17 protein-coding genes and 1 riboswitch are annotated in these 19,127 nt (G+C 76.8%); of the genes, 6 read left to right on the top strand and 11 right to left on the bottom strand.

Annotated features, from left to right (window positions below; genetic code table 11):
* Window positions 1–77: 77 nt before the first annotated feature.
* The 7 genes from RND61_RS16525 to RND61_RS16495 form a co-directional block, all read right to left on the bottom strand.
* Window positions 78–485: an aggregation-promoting factor C-terminal-like domain-containing protein gene (locus RND61_RS16525; RefSeq protein ID WP_315878722.1), complete on the bottom strand. Its 408-nt coding sequence runs from the start codon at window positions 483–485 to the stop codon at window positions 78–80.
* Window positions 486–826: 341 nt separating this feature from the next.
* Entirely contained in the window at window positions 827–1,663 is an 837-nt protein-coding gene (locus RND61_RS16520) for an ECF transporter S component (protein WP_315878721.1), read from the bottom strand.
* Window positions 1,660–3,429, bottom strand: coding sequence for an ABC transporter ATP-binding protein (locus RND61_RS16515; RefSeq protein WP_315878720.1), 1,770 nt, complete (start codon window positions 3,427–3,429; stop codon window positions 1,660–1,662). The genes RND61_RS16520 and RND61_RS16515 overlap by 4 nt, the downstream gene beginning before the upstream one ends.
* Before the next feature lie 9 nt (window positions 3,430–3,438).
* Window positions 3,439–4,533 (bottom strand): energy-coupling factor transporter transmembrane protein EcfT, encoded by a 1,095-nt coding sequence (locus RND61_RS16510; protein ID WP_315878719.1) that lies wholly within the window; start codon window positions 4,531–4,533, stop codon window positions 3,439–3,441.
* Complete coding sequence (locus RND61_RS16505) at window positions 4,530–5,231, bottom strand: SCO2322 family protein (RefSeq protein ID WP_315878718.1); 702 nt, start codon at window positions 5,229–5,231, stop codon at window positions 4,530–4,532. Before RND61_RS16505 ends, RND61_RS16510 begins: the two co-directional genes overlap by 4 nt.
* Window positions 5,228–6,547 carry a prenyltransferase/squalene oxidase repeat-containing protein gene (locus tag RND61_RS16500; RefSeq protein WP_315878717.1) on the bottom strand — a complete coding sequence of 440 codons (1,320 nt, stop codon included), beginning with the start codon at window positions 6,545–6,547 and terminating at the stop codon, window positions 5,228–5,230. The genes RND61_RS16505 and RND61_RS16500 overlap by 4 nt, the downstream gene beginning before the upstream one ends.
* Window positions 6,548–6,673: 126 nt before the next feature.
* A riboswitch (cobalamin riboswitch) is annotated at window positions 6,674–6,742 on the bottom strand.
* Window positions 6,743–6,783: 41 nt separating this feature from the next.
* Entirely contained in the window at window positions 6,784–7,410 is a 627-nt protein-coding gene (locus tag RND61_RS16495; protein ID WP_315878716.1) for a TetR family transcriptional regulator, read from the bottom strand.
* A 242-nt stretch (window positions 7,411–7,652) separates the two neighbouring features.
* Between RND61_RS16495 and RND61_RS16490 the strand changes: the two genes are divergently transcribed.
* Genes RND61_RS16490 through RND61_RS16480 form a run of 3 tightly spaced genes read left to right on the top strand, consistent with a single transcriptional unit; the run spans window position 7,653 to window position 10,859 of the window.
* On the top strand, window positions 7,653–8,999 hold the full coding sequence (locus RND61_RS16490) for a glycosyltransferase family 4 protein (protein WP_315878715.1): 1,347 nt from the start codon (window positions 7,653–7,655) through the stop codon (window positions 8,997–8,999).
* Between the two features lie 58 nt (window positions 9,000–9,057).
* On the top strand, window positions 9,058–9,792 hold the full coding sequence (locus RND61_RS16485; RefSeq protein WP_315878714.1) for a class I SAM-dependent methyltransferase: 735 nt from the start codon (window positions 9,058–9,060) through the stop codon (window positions 9,790–9,792).
* The gene (locus RND61_RS16480) at window positions 9,789–10,859 is read left to right on the top strand and encodes a prenyltransferase (protein WP_315878713.1); all 1,071 of its coding nucleotides are present in this window, start codon (window positions 9,789–9,791) and stop codon (window positions 10,857–10,859) included. Before RND61_RS16485 ends, RND61_RS16480 begins: the two co-directional genes overlap by 4 nt.
* Window positions 10,860–10,947: 88 nt before the next feature.
* Here the strand turns inward: RND61_RS16480 and RND61_RS16475 are convergent, their stop codons facing one another.
* The 3 genes from RND61_RS16475 to RND61_RS16465 all read right to left on the bottom strand — a co-directional run bounded on the left by RND61_RS16475 (window position 10,948) and on the right by RND61_RS16465 (window position 13,493).
* A complete protein-coding gene (locus tag RND61_RS16475; RefSeq protein ID WP_315878712.1) occupies window positions 10,948–11,778 on the bottom strand; it encodes a DUF5336 domain-containing protein in 831 nt (276 codons plus the stop codon).
* Between the two features lie 94 nt (window positions 11,779–11,872).
* Window positions 11,873–12,790, bottom strand: coding sequence for an N-acetylmuramoyl-L-alanine amidase family protein (locus RND61_RS16470; protein ID WP_315878711.1), 918 nt, complete (start codon window positions 12,788–12,790; stop codon window positions 11,873–11,875).
* A gap of 10 nt (window positions 12,791–12,800) precedes the next feature.
* Window positions 12,801–13,493 (bottom strand): class I SAM-dependent methyltransferase, encoded by a 693-nt coding sequence (locus RND61_RS16465; protein WP_315878710.1) that lies wholly within the window; start codon window positions 13,491–13,493, stop codon window positions 12,801–12,803.
* A gap of 292 nt (window positions 13,494–13,785) precedes the next feature.
* On the opposite strand from RND61_RS16465, the gene RND61_RS16460 reads away from it, so the two are divergent.
* The 3 genes from RND61_RS16460 (at window position 13,786) to RND61_RS16450 (ending at window position 17,390) form a co-directional block, all read left to right on the top strand.
* Window positions 13,786–15,258 (top strand): MFS transporter, encoded by a 1,473-nt coding sequence (locus RND61_RS16460; protein WP_315878709.1) that lies wholly within the window; start codon window positions 13,786–13,788, stop codon window positions 15,256–15,258.
* A 223-nt stretch (window positions 15,259–15,481) separates the two neighbouring features.
* Entirely contained in the window at window positions 15,482–16,234 is a 753-nt protein-coding gene (locus tag RND61_RS16455) for a GNAT family N-acetyltransferase (RefSeq protein WP_315878708.1), read from the top strand.
* Between the two features lie 292 nt (window positions 16,235–16,526).
* A complete protein-coding gene (locus RND61_RS16450) occupies window positions 16,527–17,390 on the top strand; it encodes a MaoC/PaaZ C-terminal domain-containing protein (protein ID WP_315878707.1) in 864 nt (287 codons plus the stop codon).
* Window positions 17,391–17,675: 285 nt separating this feature from the next.
* Here RND61_RS16450 and RND61_RS16445 read toward each other — a convergent pair whose 3' ends face one another.
* On the bottom strand, window positions 17,676–18,836 hold the full coding sequence (locus RND61_RS16445) for a hypothetical protein (RefSeq protein ID WP_315878706.1): 1,161 nt from the start codon (window positions 18,834–18,836) through the stop codon (window positions 17,676–17,678).
* Window positions 18,837–19,127 lie beyond the last annotated feature (291 nt).

Raw genomic sequence — 19,127 nt, 5'->3', positions numbered from 1 at the left:
CGCGGACATGGCGGAGCCCCCGGTGAACGTGGTCACCGGGGGCTTCCCGCCGGGGGAGCGGCCGCGGGAGCGGCGGCTCAGTACCAGTGGTTGGTCTGCCAGAACTGCCAGGCGCCGCACGGGCTGCCGTAACGGTCGTTCATGTAGTCCAGGCCCCACTCGATCTGGGTGGCCGGGTTGGTCTTCCAGTCCGACCCCGCGGACGCCATCTTCGACCCGGGCAGGGCCTGGACCAGGCCGTACGCGCCGGACGAGGCGTTGGTGGCGGTGGGGTTCCAGCCGGACTCGTGCTCGACGATCTTGCTGAAGCACTGGTACTGGCCGGACGGGATCATCTTCTGGGCGACGGCCTGCGCCGAGCCGGTCGCGGCCGAGGCCGGGGTCGTCACCGCCATCATCGCGCCCGAGGCGCCCAGCAGCACGGTGGTGGCGGCGGCGACGGACTTGTTGCGGACGGAGAAACGGCTGGAGATGGAGCGGAACACGTCGTAAGGGACCTCACGTCGGGGACAGGGTTGCCGCGGGCATGCTGGAACCGGGCCGGGGGTACCCGGGGGCTCAAGAGGCTTGCCAGAGGGCACTTCGGCGGGACCGCGAGGCGATCGCGCCGCCGTCGGTGCCCGGCGACGTCATCCACCAAAGCAAGATCGGCGGGCTATGGCAAAGCCCCCCTTGTACGAGGCGCGACCGGAGACCCGTCCCCGCGGCGCGGCCCGCCCGGCGGCGGTCGGCGTAGGTCGCGACGAGCGGGCGGGCCGCCTTCCGGACCGCCGGGAAGTCCACTAACGGGGGTCGTATGTGACGTGGGCAATGTGACCCACATCACTCAGAAATGCCCCGGATGAGGGTTTTCGTCCCCTTCGAATGTGACCTGGGCCTCGAACGCCGCCCGTCGAGTCGCACGCCGGAGGGCCTTCAGGACCATCGATCCGATGGTCAGCGTCAGCACCGCCGTCAGCGCCGCCCGCCCCAGGTCCCAGCCCATGGAGGTGGCCAGGCAGTACGCCGCGAACCGCACGAGGTTCTCGTGGACCGGCTCGCCCGCGTGGAAGGCGATCCCGCTCGACCCCTCCGGCAGCGCCAGCACCCACCCCTGCAGGTTCATCGCCGTCCCGTACGCGAACGACGCCACCGCCCCGTACACCGCCAGCACCAGCAGCTCGCCCCGGCCCCGCAGCCGGTCCGCGGCCGGCAGCAGCCCGGCGCCCATCGTGAACCACGCCATCGACAGCATCTGGTACGGCATCCACGGCCCGACCCCGCCGGTCAGCAGCGCCGACGCGAACATCGTCACGGCGCCCAGCACGAACCCGAAGCCCGGCCCCAGCACCCGGCCGCTCAGCACCATGAGGAAGAACATCGGCTCCAGGCCCGCCGTCCCCGCGCCCAGCGGCCGCAGCGCGGCGCCCACCGCCGCCAGCACGCCCAGCATCGCGACGGCCTTCGCGTCCATGCCCGAGTCGGCGATCGTCGCCACGACCACCCCGACGAGCAGCGGCAGCAGCGCCGCGAACAGCCACGGCGCGGCCCCCGCGTGCGCCTCCGCCAGGCCGGACGCGCCGTCCGCCAGCAGCGGCCAGCCGAACGCGGCCACCCCGACGGCGCTGATCAGGACCAGCGCGGCGACCGAGCGCGGGCCCAGCCGCACGGGACGCGCCGTCACAGCGCCGCCTCCACCTGCGCGACCGTCAGCCACGGCTGCGGGGCCAGCACCTTCGCGACCTGCGGGGCGAACGCCGGGGACGCCACGACGACCTCGTGGGTCGGCCCGTCGGCGACGACCTCCCCGTCGGCGAGGACCACCACCCGGTGCGCCAGCTCCGCCGCCAGCTCCACGTCGTGCGTGGCCATCACGATCGCGTGCCCGTCGGCGGCGAGGCGCCGCAGCACCTCCACGAGGCGCGCCTTCGCCGCGTAGTCCAGGCCCCGGGTCGGCTCGTCGAGCAGCAGCAGCCCGGGGCGGCCGGTCAGCACCACGGCCAGGGCCAGGGTCAGGCGCTGCCCCTCCGACAGGTCCCGCGGGTGCGTGCCGTCCGGTACGCCCGGCAGCAGCTCCGCCACCAGCGCGCGGCAGGTGCCCGGTTCGGCGCCGGCGTCCGCGTCGGCCGCCGCGCACTCGGCGGCGACCGTGTCCGCGTACAGCAGGTCGCGCGGCTCCTGCGGGACCAGGCCGACCTCGCGGATCAGTTCCGCGGGCGGGGTGCGGTGCGGGACGCGGCCCCCCACGAGGACGCGGCCGGAGGAGGGGGCGACCATGCCCGCGAGGGCGCCGAGCAGGGTGGACTTGCCGGCCCCGTTGCGGCCCATGAGGGCGACGGTCTCCCCGGAGCCGACCCCGAGGGCGACGCCCCGCAGCGCCTCCACGCGCCCCCGCGTGACGACGAGCCCGTCCACGCGGGCGAGGTCCGGGCCGGCGCCGGTGCCCCCGGGCGCCGGACGGCCCTCCTCGGCGCGGCGGCGAAACGGCCACCAGGACGGAGCCGGGCCGCCCCCGCGGCGGCGGGCCCGCGCCCCGGCGGGAGCGGGCCGGGTGGGCGGTACGGGACCCGGGGACGCCGGTGGTACGGGACCCGGGGACGCCGTCGGCCCGCCGGGCACCGGCGCCGGTACCCGGGACGCCAGGCGCTCGCGCAGCGGCTCCGCCCGCCGGCGGGCCTCGCGGACGGTGAGGGCCGGCGGGGTCCAGCCGGCGAGCCGGGACAGGGCGACCACCGGCGGGTGCACGGGCGACACCCGCATCACCTCCGCCGGCGCCCCCGCCACCAGGGGCGCGCCGGGCTCCCGCAGCAGCACCACCCGGTCCGCGTACTGCACCACCCGCTCCAGCCGGTGCTCGGCCATCAGGACCGTCGTGCCGAGGTCGTGCACGAGGCGCTGGAGGACGGCCAGGACCTCCTCGGCGGCGACCGGGTCCAGGGCGGACGTCGGCTCGTCCAGCACGAGGACCTTCGGGTGCGCGGTGAGGACCGAGCCGATCGCCACGCGCTGCCGCTGCCCGCCCGACAGGGTCGCGAGGGGCCGGTCCCGCAGGTCGGCGAGGCCCAGCAGGTCCAGGGTCTCCTCGACGCGGCGCCGCATCACCCCGGGCGGCAGGCCCAGCGACTCCATGCCGTACGCCAGCTCGTCCTCGACGACGTCGGTGACGAAGTGCGCGGACGGGTCCTGGCCCACCGTCCCGACCACGTCGGCCAGCTCGCGCGGCCGGTGCGTGCGCGTGTCGCGCCCGCCGACCGTCACCCGGCCCCGCAGCGTGCCGCCCGTGAAGTGCGGGACGAGCCCCGACACGGCGCCCAGCAGGGTCGACTTGCCGGCGCCGGACGGGCCGACGAGCAGGACCAGCTCGCCCTCCGGGACGGCCAGGTCCACGTCCCGCACGGCCGGCCCGGCGGAGTCCTCGTAGGTCACCGTGACGTTCTCGAAGCGGATCACCAGGGCTCCTCAGCGGTCTTTCGGTACGGGCGCGACGAACGCCGGCAGGAGGCCCACCAGCACGGACAGGGCGGGCCACAGCGGCAGCCGGGGCGCCGCCAGCGGGGTGACGCCCGGCCGCAGCGCGTCCCCGGCCGGCCCGGCGGAGGCCCACACGACCAGGGCGGCCACCGCGATCCCCGCCCCGGCGACCAGCCACGCCCGGGGCCCCCACCGGTCGGGCCGGTAGCGGGTGCGGGGCGTGCGCCGGCCGCCCAGCCACAGCCCGGCCAGCGCCGCCGCGGCGCCCCCGGCGAGCAGCGGCACGCCGTACCCGGCGCCCTCCACGGCGAACAGCCCGTACGTGCCCGCGCACACGCCCAGCAGGCCGCCCAGCGTCAGCGCGGTCGTCGTGTGCCGCACGGCGGGCGGGACGGCCGCGGTGCGCCCGTACCCGCGCGCGTCCATCGACGCGGCCACCGCCACCGACCGCTCCAGCGCCCCCTCCAGGACCGGCAGCCCGATCTGGAGGACCGCCCGCACCCCGCCCGCGGGGCGACCGCGCAGCCGCCGGGCGGTCCGCAGCCGGGCCACGTCCGCGACCAGGTTCGGCGCGAACGTCATCGCGACGACCACGGCGACCCCGGCCTCGTACAGCGCTCCCGGCAGCGACTTCAGCAGCCGCGCCGGGTCGGCGAGGGCGTTCGCGGCGCCCACGCACACCAGCATCGCCGCCAGCTTCGCCCCGTCGTACAGGGCGAACACCAGTTGCTCGGCGGTGACCCGGCCGCCGATCCGCACGCCCCGCGCCCACTCGGGCAGCGGCACCTCGGGCAGCGTGACCAGCACGTGCGTGCCGGGGACGGGCGAGCCGAGCAGCGTGGAGAACAGCACCCGGACCACCAGGACGGCCAGGCCCAGCTTGAGGAACGCGCCGTACGAGCGGGCCCAGGGCGCGTCGGTGCGGCGCGCGGCGACCACGTACCCGGCGACGCCGACGACCAGGCCGAGCAGCAGCGGGTTGGTGGTGCGGGACGCGGCGACGGCCAGGCCGAGCGCCCAGAGCCACCAGGCGCCCGCGGGCACGGCGTTGGAGCGGTGCGCCTCGGGAGCGCGCAGCCTCATCGGCGGCCGTGCCGACGCGCCCGTACGAGGGCGGCGGCGCCCAGCGCCAGGACGGCGGCGGCCCCGGCGTACAGGCCCAGCGACGCGCCCCGGCCGCCGGGGGCGGCGCCGGGCGCGGCCGTCGCGGACGGTGACGTCGCCGGGGCGGGCGACGGCCGGCCGGCCGCCGCGGTGTCCACCTGCTCCCCGCAGCCCCGCTCCGGGTAGCCGGCGATGGCGCACAGCAGCGCCTGGCTGCTGTACCGCAGCGGCGCGGCCACGGCGGCGAGGGCGTCCGCGCCGGTCGCGTCGGGACGCACGCGCGCGCAGGCGGTGCGCCGCGCGGGCGGGGTGCCGCCCGGCGGGGCGTCGGCGGCGGTGCCGAAGTCGAGGACGAGCGCGACCCGCTTGGTGCCCTCCTCGGGCCGGGTGCCCGCGCAGATCGCGGCGAAGTCGGGGGCGAGGCGCGGCCGGTCGGCGTCCCGGCTGTCGGCGCTGACCGCGAACCGGTAGCCGTGGACGGCGCCGTCGTCGGGCCGGACGGTGGCCGGGCCCTGCGTGGCGTACGCCCACGCGCCGTCCCGGCCGCCCTCCCAGAACGACCAGTACCGGTAGCCGGCCGCGTGCGCCGTGCCGGGCACGGCCGGCACGGCGGCGAGTGCGGCCAGGCAGACCGCGAGCGCCCAAAACCGCCGGTACGCGCGTGTGGGGCCCGTCACGGCCGCTGCTTCCCGCGCCCGCTGAGCAGGAAGCCGACGCCGACGCCGGCGACGAGGAACACCGCGACGATCAGCCAGACCGGGAAGCCGGACTCCTCCCGCTCCTCCCCGGCCTCCTGCCGCTCGCGGGTCTCGGGCGTCGACGCGGGCTTCGGGCCGGTCGCGTTGAGCTGCCGGACGAGGTCGGCGCCGCCGAAGTCGCGCGGGTCGGCCCCGGCCGTGTGCGCGGCGAGGACGAGCTGGGCGTACGCGGCGGGGCCGCCGTCCTTGGCCCACGCGGCCGAGTTCTCCTCCAGCCACGCGATCCCGGCGTCCGCCGCGTCGCGGTGCCCGGCGGCGGCGAGGGCGAGGACGGCGTCGGCGGTGTTGCCCACGTCGGGCTGGTCGGCGGGGGCGGTCGCGCCGGGCAGGGGCGGCAGGGTGAGGTGGCCGGTCCCCGCCAGGGCGTCCGCCAGGTACGCGGCGCCGTTGCGGGCGGCCCGCTCCGGAGTGGGCTTCGCGGCGTCCTCGCAGGTGGGCCGCTGGTTGGGGGTGGCGCCGCGGACCAGCGCGTGCTTGCCGAGCCCGGCGAGGACGGCGGCCGCGGTGGCGTCGCCGTTGGGACGGAGGGTGCCGTCCTTCTCCGGCTGGTAGGCGAAGGCGCCGCCGCCCTGCCCGGCGGAGCAGGGCAGCGCGAACGTGAGCAGCGCGTCGTACGGGGTCTTGCCCGTGGCGGTCCGGAACCGGCCGGGCTCCTCGCCGGTGCCGGCGAGGGCGCTGATGACGAGGGAGGTGGAGTTGGCGTCGCTGGGGGAGCCGGGGTTGTAGCCCCAGCCGCCGTCCGGGTTCTGCGCCTGCTTCAGCCACGCCACGGCGGTCCCGCGGGCCTCGCCGGTCTCCTCCGGGTGGCTGTCGACGCCCTTCAGCGCGTGCAGGGCGACGGCGGTCGCGTTGGTGTCGAGGGGCAGGTCGGCGGGGCAGGGCCGGTCCGTGTCGGCGCGGAAGGACGGGAACCCGCCGCTCGCGCACTGCTGGCCGAGGAGCCACGCCACGGCCTGCCCGGCGGGCTCGACGCCGACCGACTGCTGGGCGAGGAACGCCAGCGACTGCCGCCACACCCCGTCGTAGGCGGGGTCCGCGGTGCCGTACAGGCCGGCCGGGAGGGCGGGGGCCGCGGGCGACGACGGCACGGGGGACGGGGCGGCGGAGGACGACGCGGCGTCGGACGGCGCGGGGGACGGCGCGGCGAGCGCGGCGGGGGCCACTGCCCCGGCGCCGACCGCGAGCAGCACGGCGGTGGCGGCGAGTGCCGTGGCGCCGCGGCGAACGATGGTCATGGCGGGGTGCCTCTCCTCCGGGGCCGGACACCGGCGCGCGGGGGCACCAGGCTCGGCTCCGTACTCCTCGACGGTGCCGGTCACCGGGCCGTTCCCGGGGACGCGAGCCGGTCAGACCCGTGACGAGGCATTCCGGCTCGCCGCGCGGGGCGGCTCACGGCTGCGGGGTCAGCGCCGGATTCGCACCGGCTTCCCCCCGTACGGGCATGAAACGACGGGCACACTCTACCCGCGGGTCACCTGGCGGCCCGAGGGCGCTCCCCGGCCGCCTCGGGGCCGTCGATCAGCCGGCACGCCGTCTCGATGTCCAGCCGCACCTGCGCGATCGACGCCCGCCCGGACAGCCAGGTGACCAGCGCCGAATGCCAGGTGTGCTCGATGACGCGGACCGCCGCGAGCTGCTGCGGCGTCGGGTGCTCCAGCCGCATGGCGTCCAGGATGATGGCCGTCGTCCGCCGCGACACGGTGTCCACCTCCGCGCTCACGCTCCGGTCGGCGAACGTCAGAGCCCGCACCATCGCGTCCGCCAACTGCGGCTCCCGTTGCAGCGCGCGAAACGCCCGCATCAGCGTCTCGGCGACCCGCTCCGCGGCGCTCTCCCCGGCCGGGGGCCGCCTGCGCAGCGTCGCGTGGAGGGCGTCGAGCTGGTCCTGCATCGTGGCGACCAGCAGGTGGACCTTGGAGGGGAAGTAGCGGTACAGCGTGCCCAGGGCGACCTCCGCCGCCTCCGCGACCTCCCGCATCTGCACGGCGTCGAAGCCGCCGCGGCCCGCCAGCCGCGCGCTGGCGTGGAGGATGCGGCGGCGGCGCGCCTCCTGCCGCGCGGTCAGGGGCGGTGACCCCGGCCTGCCTTCCACTGTCATAGGTCCCCGTCGATCCGTGCGTCGGACGTTTCCGCGCCGTCGTGTTCCGTGCCGTGGTGCGCGACAGTATGGCCCGGCCCCCGCCGTGGCGCGAATCACCTGTTCCGGTCCTCACAGGGGCGCTACCTGCCGGTAGATTCGAAGCTCCTCCGAGCGCCCGAGAACGGCCAACTCTGAAACTTGTTCTAGATTAGCGCGACCGGTTACGCTCCGCCGGAGCGCAGGGATGGAAGGGGCCGCGAGTGACCGCTGAGGCCGTAGCAGCAGGCCCCCGGGCGGGCGCAGCAGCCGGTGGGGAAGGCCCGCTGCGCATCGCCCTCCTCACGTACAAGGGAAACCCGTTCTGCGGCGGCCAGGGCGTCTACGTGCGGCACCTCTCCCGCGAGCTGGCCCGCCTCGGCCACACCGTCGAGGTGATCGGATCCCAGCCGTACCCGGTCCTCGACGCGGTCGGCGGAGGGGACGGCTCCCGGACGGGGGAGGGGAGCGTCACGCTCACCGAGCTGCCCAGCCTCGACCTGTACCGGCAGCCCGACCCGTTCCGCACCCCCCGGCGCGACGAGTACCGCGACTGGATCGACGCCCTGGAGGTCGCCACCATGTGGACCGGCGGCTTCCCCGAGCCGCTCACGTTCTCCCTGCGCGCCCGGCGCCTGCTGGCCGCCCGCCGCGGCGACTTCGACGTGGTCCACGACAACCAGACCCTCGGCTACGGGCTCCTCGCCCCGCTCGGCGCGCCGCTGGTCACCACGATCCACCACCCCGTCACCGTCGACCGGCAACTGGAGCTGGACGCCGCCCGCGACTGGAAGCGCCGCGCCTCCGTGCGCCGCTGGTACGCCTTCACGCGCATGCAGAAGCGCGTCGCGCGCCGCCTGCCGTCCGTCCTCACCGTCTCCGGCTCCTCCCGCCAGGAGATCGTCGACCACCTCGGCGTGCGCCCCGACCGCGTCCACGTCGTCCCCATCGGCGCCGACACGGACCTGTGGTCCCCGGACCCGTCCGTCGCCGAGGTCCCCGGCCGGATCGTCACCACCTCCAGCGCCGACGTGCCCCTCAAGGGCCTCGTGCACCTGGTCGAGGCGCTCGCCAAGCTGCGCACCGAGGTCCCCGGCGCGCACCTCGTCGTCGTCGGCAAGCGCGCCGAGGACGGCCCCGTCGCCCGCGCCATCGAGCGGTACGGCCTCGACGGCGCCGTCCGGTTCGTCAAGGGCATCGGCGACGCCGAACTCGTCGACCTCGTGCGCAGCGCCCAGGTCGCCTGCGTCCCGTCCCTGTACGAGGGGTTCTCGCTGCCCGCCGCCGAGGCCATGGCCACCGGCACGCCCCTGGTCGCCACGACCGGCGGCGCCATCCCGGAGGTCGCCGGACCGGACGGCGAGACGTGCCTGGCCGTGCCGCCCGGCGACGCCGGCGCCCTGGCCGCCGCGCTCGGCCGCCTCCTCGGCCCCGACGGCACCGCGCTGCGCGCCCGCCTCGGCGCCGCCGGGCGCGCCCGGGTCCTGGACCGCTTCACCTGGGCCCGCGCCGCGCAGGGCACCGCGGACCACTACCGCGAGGCCGTCGCCGCGCACGGAGCGCGCCGATGACGCCCCCGCCCCCCGCACCCCCGTCCCCCGCCACGGACCGTGAAAGCAGGCCCCGCACGTGCTGACCGTCGACTTCACCCGCTTCCCGCTCGCCCCCGGCGACCGCGTGCTCGACCTCGGCTGCGGTGCCGGGCGGCACGCGTTCGAGTGCTACCGGCGCGGGGCGCGGGTCGTGGCCCTCGACCGGAACGGCGAGGAGGTCCGCGAGGTCGCCAAGTGGTTCGCCGCCATGAAGGAGGCCGGTGAGGCCCCGGCCGGCGCCACCGCCACCGCGATGGAGGGCGACGCCCTCAACCTGCCCTTCCCCGACGCCTCGTTCGACGTGGTGATCATCTCCGAGGTGATGGAGCACATCCCCGACGACAAGGGCGTCCTCGCCGAGATGGTCCGCGTCCTCAAGCCGGGCGGCCGCATCGCCGTCACGGTCCCCCGCTACGGTCCCGAGAAGGTCTGCTGGGCCCTGTCCGACGCCTACCACGAGGTCGAGGGCGGCCACATCCGCATCTACAGGGCCGACGAGCTCCTCGGCCGGATCCGCGAGGCCGGCCTCCGCCCGTACGGCAGCCACCACGCGCACGCCCTGCACTCCCCGTACTGGTGGCTGAAGTGCGCGTTCGGCGTGGACAACGACCGGGCGCTGCCCGTCCGCGCGTACCACAAGCTGCTGGTCTGGGACATCATGAAGAAGCCGCTGGCCACCCGGCTCGCCGAGCGGGCCCTCAACCCCGTCCTCGGCAAGAGCTTCGTGGTGTACGCGACCAAGCCCCACCTCCCGGCGGACGCCGCGCTGTGACGCCGCCCGAGCGCACCGAACACCTCACCCTGCCCGGCGTGCTGACCGCCGGGCAGGCCGCCGAGACCGTCGCCGGCATCCTCGCCGCCCAGCGCTCCAGCGGCGCCATCCCCTGGTTCCGCGGCCACCACCTCGACCCGTGGGACCACACCGAGGCCGCCATGGCCCTCGACGCCGCCGGGGAGCACGACGCCGCCGCCCGCGCCTACGCGTGGCTCGCCCGCCACCAGAACCCGGACGGCTCCTGGTACGCCGCCTACCACGACGGCGACGCCGACCGGCCGACGGACCTCGCCCGCGAGTCCAACTTCTGCGCGTACGTGGCCGTCGGCGTCTGGCACCACTACCTGACCACCGGCGACGAGGCGTTCCTCGACCGGATGTGGCCCGTCGTCCGCGCCGCCGTCGAGTTCGTCCTGCGCCTCCAGCAGCCCGGCGGGCAGGTCGGCTGGAAGCGGGAGGCGGACGGCACGCCCGTCACGGACGCCCTGCTCACCGGCAGCTCCTCCGTCCACCACGCCCTGCGCTGCGCCCTCGCCATCGCCGAGCACCGCGAGGAGCCCCAGCCGGACTGGGAGCTCGCCACCGGCGCCCTCGCCCACGCCGTCGCCCGCCACCCGGAGCGGTTCCTCGACAAGAGCCGCTACTCGATGGACTGGTACTACCCGGTCCTCGGCGGCGCCGTCACCGGCGCGGCGGCCAAGGAGCGCATCGAGAGCCGCTGGGACGAGTTCGTCGTTCCCGGCCTCGGCGTGCGGTGCGTCGTCCCCAACCCGTGGGTCACCGGCGGCGAGAGCTGCGAACTCGCCCTCACCCTCTGGGCGATGGGGGAGTCCGACCGGGCCGTGGACATCCTGCGCTCCATCGGCCACCTGCGCGCCGAGGGCGGCCTGTACTGGACCGGGTACGTCTTCGAGGGCAACCGCGCGGTCTGGCCCGAGGAGCTCACCACCTGGACGGCGGGCTCGCTGCTCCTCGCGGTCGCCGCGCTCGGCGGCGACGAGGCGACGGCGGCCGTGTTCGGCGGCGAGCGCCTGCCGGCCGGCCTGCCGCCGGGCTGCTGCTGACCCCGCGGGGGGACGGCCACGCGAACGGGCCCGCCCACCGGCCTCTCGGCGCGGTGGGCGGGCCCGTCGTACGACACGGGGCGCGGGGTCAGCCGCGCTGGATGCCCGTCGTGTCCTGAAGGACGCCGCGGCGGCCGTCCTGCGTCTGCGCGACCAGGGCCGCGCCGCGCTGCTCCACGGCCAGGTACCAGGTGCCCGGCGCCAGCTCGGCGATCGGCGTCGGCGAGCCGTCCTCGGCGTACAGCGGACGCGCCACCGGCACGGCGAACCAGAACGGGGCGAAGTCCCCGGCCGGCGCGCCGTGCTGGGCCGTGGCCGGAGCGCCGTGCTGGTCGGGCTGCGGCTGCTGGGCGTCCACCGGGCCGGGCTGGCCGCCGGCCGGGTAGCCGTAGCCGCCCGTACCGCCCGGCTGGACGCCCGGGTAGCCGTAGCCGGCGCCGCCCGTCACGCCCGGCTGGGCGCCGTACGGCTGCGGGGCCTGCGGGCGCGGCGCGCCCATCAGCGGCGCCTTCAGGGCCGGGACCAGCGGGGAGGCCACCGCGCCCGCGGCGAGCACGATGGCGGCGAGCAGGCCGAGGATCAGACCGGCGCCCGCGGAGCTCACGTCGATGATGGTCCAGAACGCCGTCCACAGCGAGAAGACGGTGAAGGCGACACCGAACTGCCCCAGGTCCAGCCCGGCCACCCTGCGTCCCGGCACGGCCCGCGCGAGGACGATCAGCGCCGCGCCGATGACGCCCGCGAGGAACATGCTCATCAGCAGGCCGAGGCTGTCCCAGGCGTTGGGCACGTCGTAGTTCGAGCAGTCGAGCCCGCTGGGGCAGTCGATGCTGCTCAGGCCGAGGAACGAGGCGATGAACAGCACCACCGCTGCTCCGATCACCACGCCATCGCCTCGAGTGAGGGAGCGGATGTTCACGTGAAAAGTCCTTCGTCGGTTCGTGTCGTCGTCAGGGGTGGCGCGAAACACGGGGGGCGCCCCATCGTACGGACGAATGTATCGTCCGTACGGCCTACCGGAGGAGGTAGGTGCTGACCCCGTTCGCGATCCCCTGGGCGGCCTTCTGCCGCCACGCCGCGTCGGACAGCGCCGCGGCGTCCTGCGGGTCGCGCATGTTGCCGCACTCGACGAACACCTTGGGCACGGTCGACAGGTTCAGCCCGCCGAGGTCCTCGCGGACGACCAACCCCGTACCCCCGCCCAGGTAGTTGGCCGGGGCGGAACCGGTCGCCCGGGCGAACTCGGCCGCGACGCGCTCGCCGAGCGCGCGCGACGGCGCGACGATCGGCGCCGTATCGGCCGCACCCGCCTTGACCAGGCCCGGGAGGATCACGTGGTGGCCCCGGTGGCCGGCCGCCGAGCCGTCCGCGTGGACGGAGACGACGGCGTCGGCGCCCCGCCCGCCGCCCGCCCCGTTGCCGATGCGGGCGCGCTCGTCGATGCACGGGCCGAAGGGCCGGTCGGCGTCGTGCGTCAGCTCCACGGTGGCCCCGAGGCGCTGGAGGGCCGCGCGGAGCCGGTGGGAGACGTCGAGGGTGAACGCCGCCTCCGCGTAACCGTCCCGGGTGGAAGTGCCGGTCGTGTCGCACTCCTTGTGACCGGTCCCGATATCCACCTTCTCGTTGATCTCCGAGGGGTGCTGAAAATTCCTCGGATTGTGACCTGGGTCGATCACGACGACCTTGCCCGCGAGCGGCGCGGACGCGGACGCACCGGCGGAGGGGAACGCGCCGGCCGGAGCGGACGCGGCGCCGTCTCCCCGGCCGTCGGCGCCCGGCCCGTCTCCCCGGCCGACGCCCGGCGGCCCGCCGGACGCCGCTCCCGTCACGGCCCACCCCCCGGCGAGCAGGGCGGCCGCGGCGAGCGGCACGGCGGCCAGGAGGACGGCCTTCCGGAGGCGGGTGCGCTGGTGCGCGTCGTCGTCGTACACGCGGGCGAGCCTAAGCGGTGGCAGGCGTTCCGGCTCGGGTCCCGGGGGCCGTTCGGCGCAGTACCCGCAGCGAGTCCGTCGCGGACACCTCCGTGAACGCCCCCGACTCCAGCGCCCGCAGGTAGATCCGGTACGGCGCCTGGCCGCCGTCCGCCGGGTCGGGGAACACGTCGTGGATGACGAGCAGCCCGCCCTCCGCGACGTGCGGCGCCCACCCCTCGTAGTCGTTCACCGCGTGCTCGTCGGTGTGCCCGCCGTCGACGAAGACCAGCCCCACCTGCCCGGCCCACACCCGCGCCACCTGCGGCGACCGGCCGACCACGGCGATGACGTGCTCCTCCAGCCCGGCCGCGTGCAGGGTGCGCCGGAACGCCGGCAGCGTGTCCATCAGGCCCACCTCGGGGTCCACGAGGGTCGGGTCGTGGTACTCCCAGCCCGGCTGCTGCTCCTCGCTGCCCCGGTGGTGGTCGACCGTGACGGCCACGGTGCCGGCCGCCCGCGCCGCGTCGGCCAGCAGGATCGTGGAGCGCCCGCAGTACGTGCCGACCTCCAGCAGCGGGAGCCCCAGCCGTCCCGCCTCGACGGCCGCCGCGTACAGCGCGAGCCCCTCCCGCACGGGCATGAACCCCTTGGCCGCCTCGAACGCGGCGAGCGTCTCCGGCGACGGCTCCGGCGTCTGCTCCGGGGTGGGTGCGGCGCTCATGGTCGGGGTCCTCCAGGTCGTACGGGCGAACGGAGGCCCATCGTCCCCCACGCCCCGCCGCCGGACGACGCCGCCCCGGCCGGTACGGGCGGGCCGCCCGCCGGTACGGGCAGACCGCCGGGGCAGGCCGTCCGCCGGTGCGGGCAGGCCGTCCGCCGGGGCGGGCGGGTGCGACCGGCGCGAACGGCGGACCGCGCCGCGCGGGCGCCCGGCGGTGCCGCGGGTCCGGGCCCCGGGGCGCGCTCCCCGTGCGGCGACACCGGGATGTACGGGGCTCCGGCCAACTGCGACCATGACGGGCATGGCCCAGACCCGTACCGGAACCCCCGCCCCCGCCGTCGCCGCCGAACCCCAACTCCCCACCCGCCCCTGGGCGGTGATCCTCGCCGCCTGCGCCGGAACGTTCCTCGTCGTGCTCGACGTGTCCGTCGTGAACGTCGCCCTGCCGTCGATGCGTGCCGACCTCGGCATGTCCGCGCTGGCGTTGCAGTGGGTGGTGAACGCGTACTCCATAGCCTTCTCCGGGTTCATGCTGCTCGGCGGGCGGGCCGCCGACCTGTTCGGGCGGAAGCGGATGTTCCTGCTGGGCCTGGCGGTGTTCACCGCCGCCTCCGTGGCGGGCGGACTCGCCCAGGAGGGCTGGCAGTTGCTCGCCGCGCGCGCCGCGCAGGGGCTGGGCGCGGCCGTGCTGTCGCCGGCCACGCTGACCATCGTCACCAGCGCCGTACCGGAGGGCCCGGCCCGGACGCGGGCCATCAGCACGTGGGCGGCGGTCGGCGCGGGCGGCGGCGCGGCGGGCGGCCTCGTCGGCGGCCTCCTCACCGACCTGCTGAACTGGCGCTGGGTCCTCCTCGTCAACGTCCCCGTCGGTGCCCTCGTGCTGATCGCGGGCGCCGTGTGGGTGCGGGAGGCCCGCACGGGCGCCGGGCGTCGCCTGGACCTGCCGGGCGCGGTCCTCGTGACCGCCGGGCTCGCGGTGTTCGCGTACGGCGTGGTGCAGACCGAGCAGGCCGGCTGGACCGAGGCCCGGACGCTGGTGCCGCTGCTCGGCGGGGTGGCGCTGCTGGCCGCGTTCGTGGCGGTGGAGTCCCGTACCCGCGAACCGCTCGTGCCGCTGAAGGTGTTCCGGGCGCGGGCGGTGTCGGCGGCGAACGTCGCGCTGTTCGTCATCGGCTCGGCGACGTTCGCGTCCTGGTTCTTCCTGACGCTGTACGCGCAGAACGTCCTCGGCTACCGCCCACTGGAGGCCGGGCTCGCCCTGATGCCCAGTTCGGCCGGGGTCGTCGCCGGCTCCAAGCTGGCGCCGCGCCTGATGCCGCGGTTCGGCGCCCGGGCCCTCGCGGTGGGCGGCGCGCTGATCACCGCGACCGGCTTCGCCTGGCAGTCGCTGATGGACGTGGACGGCACGTACGCCACGGACATCCTGGGGCCCGGGATCCTGATGATGACGGGGGTCGGGCTGGTCCTCACGCCGCTCGCCGCGATGGCCACCTCCGGGGCCGCGCCGGGCGACGCGGGCCTCGTGTCGGGCCTGGTCAACACCTCCCGCACGATGGGCGGCGCGGTCGGCCTGGCCGTCCTGTCGACGGTCGCCGCGTCCGGTGCGGCGGGGGCCGCCACCCCGGAGGCCCTCACCGCCGGGTACGCCCTCGCCTTCCGCACCGGCGCGGCCGTCCTCCTCGTGGCCGCCGCGCTGATGCTCCTCTGGCTGCCCCGCCGGACCTCCGCCCCGGCGCGGGGCGGGACGGCGCGCGAAGGCGCCTGAGGGGAAAGGCGTTGCGACCCCGGTCCGGGCCGTGCCAGGGTGTCCGGGTCCGGCACCACACGCGTCCTCACCCAAGGGACTGAAGCCCATGATCGCGGCGTCCACCAGCGGCCGCCGTCGGCACTGACCGCTTCCCTCACGGCGGCCCCACGTCGTGGTGGTGCGCACCCGCGCGCACCGGTCCACCGACATCCCCGACATCCCTGTGTGAGGACACCCCACCGTGGACACAGACGTCCAGAGCTTCGCCGTCGCCCACCTCCGCCGCCGCCCCGCGGTCGTCGAGACCGGAGGCTTCGTCGTCGGCATCGACCCGGGCACCACCAGCCCGTACCTGAACTACGCCACTCCACTGCCCGGCGCGCGCCCCACGGCCCGCGACGTCGCCGCGCTCGTCGCGGCGTTCCGGGAGCGCGGGCTCACGCCCCGGCTGGAGTTCGCGCCGGACGCCGCGCCCGAGGTGGCGCCCGCCCTGCGCGAGGCCGGGTTCGCGACGGAGGCGGTGCACGAGTACCTGGTGTGCGCACCGGACACGTTCACCCCGCCGCCGGCCCCCGCGCCCCTGGTGCGGGCCCCGTCGACGGACGCGGAGTACGCCGCGGTCGACGCCGCCCTGTCCGAGGCGTTCGACGGCGGGTTCGCCCCGTCCGCCGAAGGCGCGGCACGGCTGCGCCGCGTCCAGGAGGGCGGCGGCGCCGTGCGTTTCGTCCGGGCGCCGGACGGCGGCTGCGCGGGCGCCGCCACCTGCTCGGCGCCCGCCGAGGGCACCGCCGAGGCGGCCGGCGTGGGCACCCGGCCCGCGTTCCGCGGACGCGGCATCGCCGGCGCGGTCACCGCGGCCGTCACCGGGTCCCTGCTGGCGCGGGGCGCCCGCTCGGTGTGGCTGGAGTACTCCGGGGAGGGGTCCAGGCGCGTGTACGAACGCGTCGGCTACCGCCCCCGAGGCACCCGCCTGTACCTGCTCCTGCCGGACTGACCGGCGCGGCGAGGGCCCCGCGCGACCTGAGCGGGGCCCGTACCGTGCCCGCCCGGCGCCCGGCCCGTACGGTGTCCGCTCGGTGTCCGGTCCCTACCGTGCCCGCCCGGCGTCCGGTCCGTACGGTGTCCGCCCGGTGTCCGGTCCTCCCGGCGCCGGGGCCGTACCGCACCCACCCGGCGCCGGCCCGTGCCGCACCGGCGCGGGTCCGCCGCCTCCTTCCCCGGGGGCCGGCGGCGCGCTATACAGGCCGGGCCGGAGCCGTCCCCTCCCACCCAAGGAGCGCCCGCCCATGCCCATCGACGCCGCGCGGGCCCTGGCCGCCGAACCCCGGTCGGACACGATCGCCTGGGACCACAAGGACGTCCAGCTCTACCACCTCGGCATCGGCGCGGGCGTCCCCGCCACCGACCCCGCCGAACTGCGCTACGCGCTGGAGTCCCGGCTGCACGTGCTGCCGACCTTCGCCACCGTCGCCGGCGGCGACGGGGCGGGCGTGCTCGCCGGGCTGTCCGCGCCGGGGATCGACGTGGACCTCGCCGCCGTCCTCCACGGCGGGCAGCGCGTCGCCGTGCACCGCCCGCTCCCGGCGCGCGGGCGGGCCGTCACCACCTCCCGCGTCACCGCCGCGTACGACAAGGGCACCGCCGCCGTGCTCGTGCTGCGCTGCGAGGCCGCCGACGGCGACGGGCCGCTGTGGACGAGCGAGGCGGACCTCTTCGTACGCGGCGAGGGCGGGTTCGGCGGCGAGCGCGGCCCCTCCCGCCCGGCCGCCGACCGGGTCCCCGACCGGGCGCCGGACCGGACGGTCGAGCGGCCCGTACGGGAGGACCAGGCGCTGCTGTACCGGCTGTCCGGCGACTGGAACCCGCTGCACGCCGACCCCGGGTTCGCCGCGCTCGCCGGGTTCGACCGGCCGATCCTGCACGGCCTGTGCACGTACGGCATGGCGCTGAAGGCCGTCGTCGACACGGTGCTCGGCGGGGACGTCACCCGCGTCCGCGCGTACCGCGCCCGCTTCGCCGGCGTCGTCTTCCCCGGCGAGACCCTCCGCTTCCGCATGTGGGACGACGGAGGCCGCGTCCACGTCTCCGCCACCGCCGTCGAACGCGGTGACGCGCCGGTCCTCGCGGACACCGCCGTCGAGACCCGCTGACCGCCGGCGGAAGCACCGAGGGCCGCCCCGGAACCCCGGGACGGCCCTCTCCTCCCGCCTCGCGACGGCCGGCGTCACGCCGTGCCGCCGCCCTGGCCGGACTCCCTGCGGTGGCGGCCGTGCGGCCGCGCCGACGCGTCCTCCGCCGGCGCGGGGCCCCCGCGGTGCCTTCCGGAGCCGCCGGCGTCCCCGTGCGCCCGCGTCGCCCGGATCGTGTCGGTGCCGGCCTCGGACATGTGGTGAAGTCACCCCGTGGTGCTCGCCGTTGTCGTGCGGCCCGTGAGCCTAACCGGGCATCGCACGCCCCATGAGGGGCGCCTGCTGCAACGGCACCGGCCGGCGCACCCCCACGGTCCCCAGCGGGCCGCGCTGCTTCCCACCCGCGGGTTCCGCCGGTCTGGTGCGCCCCCTTCCCTCCGGTGCGAGCGCCTGCGCCGCACCCCCCACGCGCGCCAGCCCGCACGGCACCGAGGCGTTCGCGTACGGCAGCGCCAGCGCCCCGTCCCGCGTCCACAGCCCCGTGCCCGCGAACCAGCCGGCCGGCGCGGGGAGTTGCAGCAGCCGCCGCGCCGCCGGGCGCCACAGCCCGACCCAGCTCCCGGCCGCCGCGTCGACGCGCAGCGCCACCGCGCACGCCTCCGGCGTCAGCGCCTGCCCCGGCTGTACCGCGAACGGCGTCAGCACCGCGTCCGCCGACCGCAGGCACTCCGGGAACCGCACCGGTCGCGCACTGCCCAGCACCCCCCAGCCCAGCCGCTCGCGCCCCGGCGACGGCGCGTCCGAACGGATCAGCACCAACCCGCTGTCCAGGTCGGCCAGGAGCAGCCGGTCCCGGCTCTCCTCCGTGAGCTGCAGCAGGGGCGTGACCTCCCCGCCCCGCCCCAGGTCCACCGTGACGGTCTTCACCGGGCCGCCGTCCACCGTCCGGTCCAGCGCGAGCAGCCGCCCCTTCCGGTCCAGCCACACCCCGCCCGAGCAGTGTCCCGGGATCTTGGCGACGTACTCCGGCCCGTACGCGCCACCCGTCACCCGCCAGACGCCCGTCGAACGCCCGCTCACCGCCAGCGCGTACGCGCACACCCCGTCCGGGGCGGGCGGCAGCAGCCGCACCGACTCCGCCTCGACCGCGCCGAGCGGCAGCTCACCGGTCCCCGGGCCCGCCGGGTACAGCAGCGAGAACAGGCACCTCCCGGCGACCCGGCGCGCGATGAGGACCCGGCCGTCCGTGAGCGGCAGCAGCTGGGCGTGCGGGTCCTCGGGCTGCCCGAGCGGCAGCGGAACGGCGTACGGCTCCGGTCCGTCGAGCGTCCACCGCTCGGGGAACAGCGCCTCGCCCTCACCGGCCAGCCGGGCCGCGTAGGAGCCGTCCGCCGCGATCGCGAACCCCGTCCCGCCGACCGCGGCGTCACCGTCCCGGACGGTGCCCTCGATGGCACAGGCTGTCATGGTTCGTCACCTCCGGCCCCGACGCTAGTTTTCGCGCACCCACCCGAAAGGCACGAGCCCGCATCTTTCACACATAAGGGTGGCCATCGCGGGGTTTGGCTGAGGAAAAGTGGGTCGATGTGCTGGTCAGAGGCCCGGAGGGGTAAGGCGGCCCTAAGTGGAACTCGAAGGTCCGGATCCCGCGCGCCCGCTCCCGTTCCCGTCGGGAGCCACCGGCTCCGCACGGCCCGTGCGGTCCGTGCGACGCCTCCGCGCCGGGTGCCGGCCCCGCCGGTACGGGGCGGTCCACCG

The sequence above is a fragment of the Streptomyces tamarix genome (genome assembly GCF_032423885.1).
Taxonomy (GTDB): Bacteria; Actinomycetota; Actinomycetes; order Streptomycetales; family Streptomycetaceae; genus Streptomyces; species Streptomyces tamarix.
Note: the sequence above shows the minus strand (reverse complement) of the source record. Positions and strands in the feature narration are given on the sequence as shown.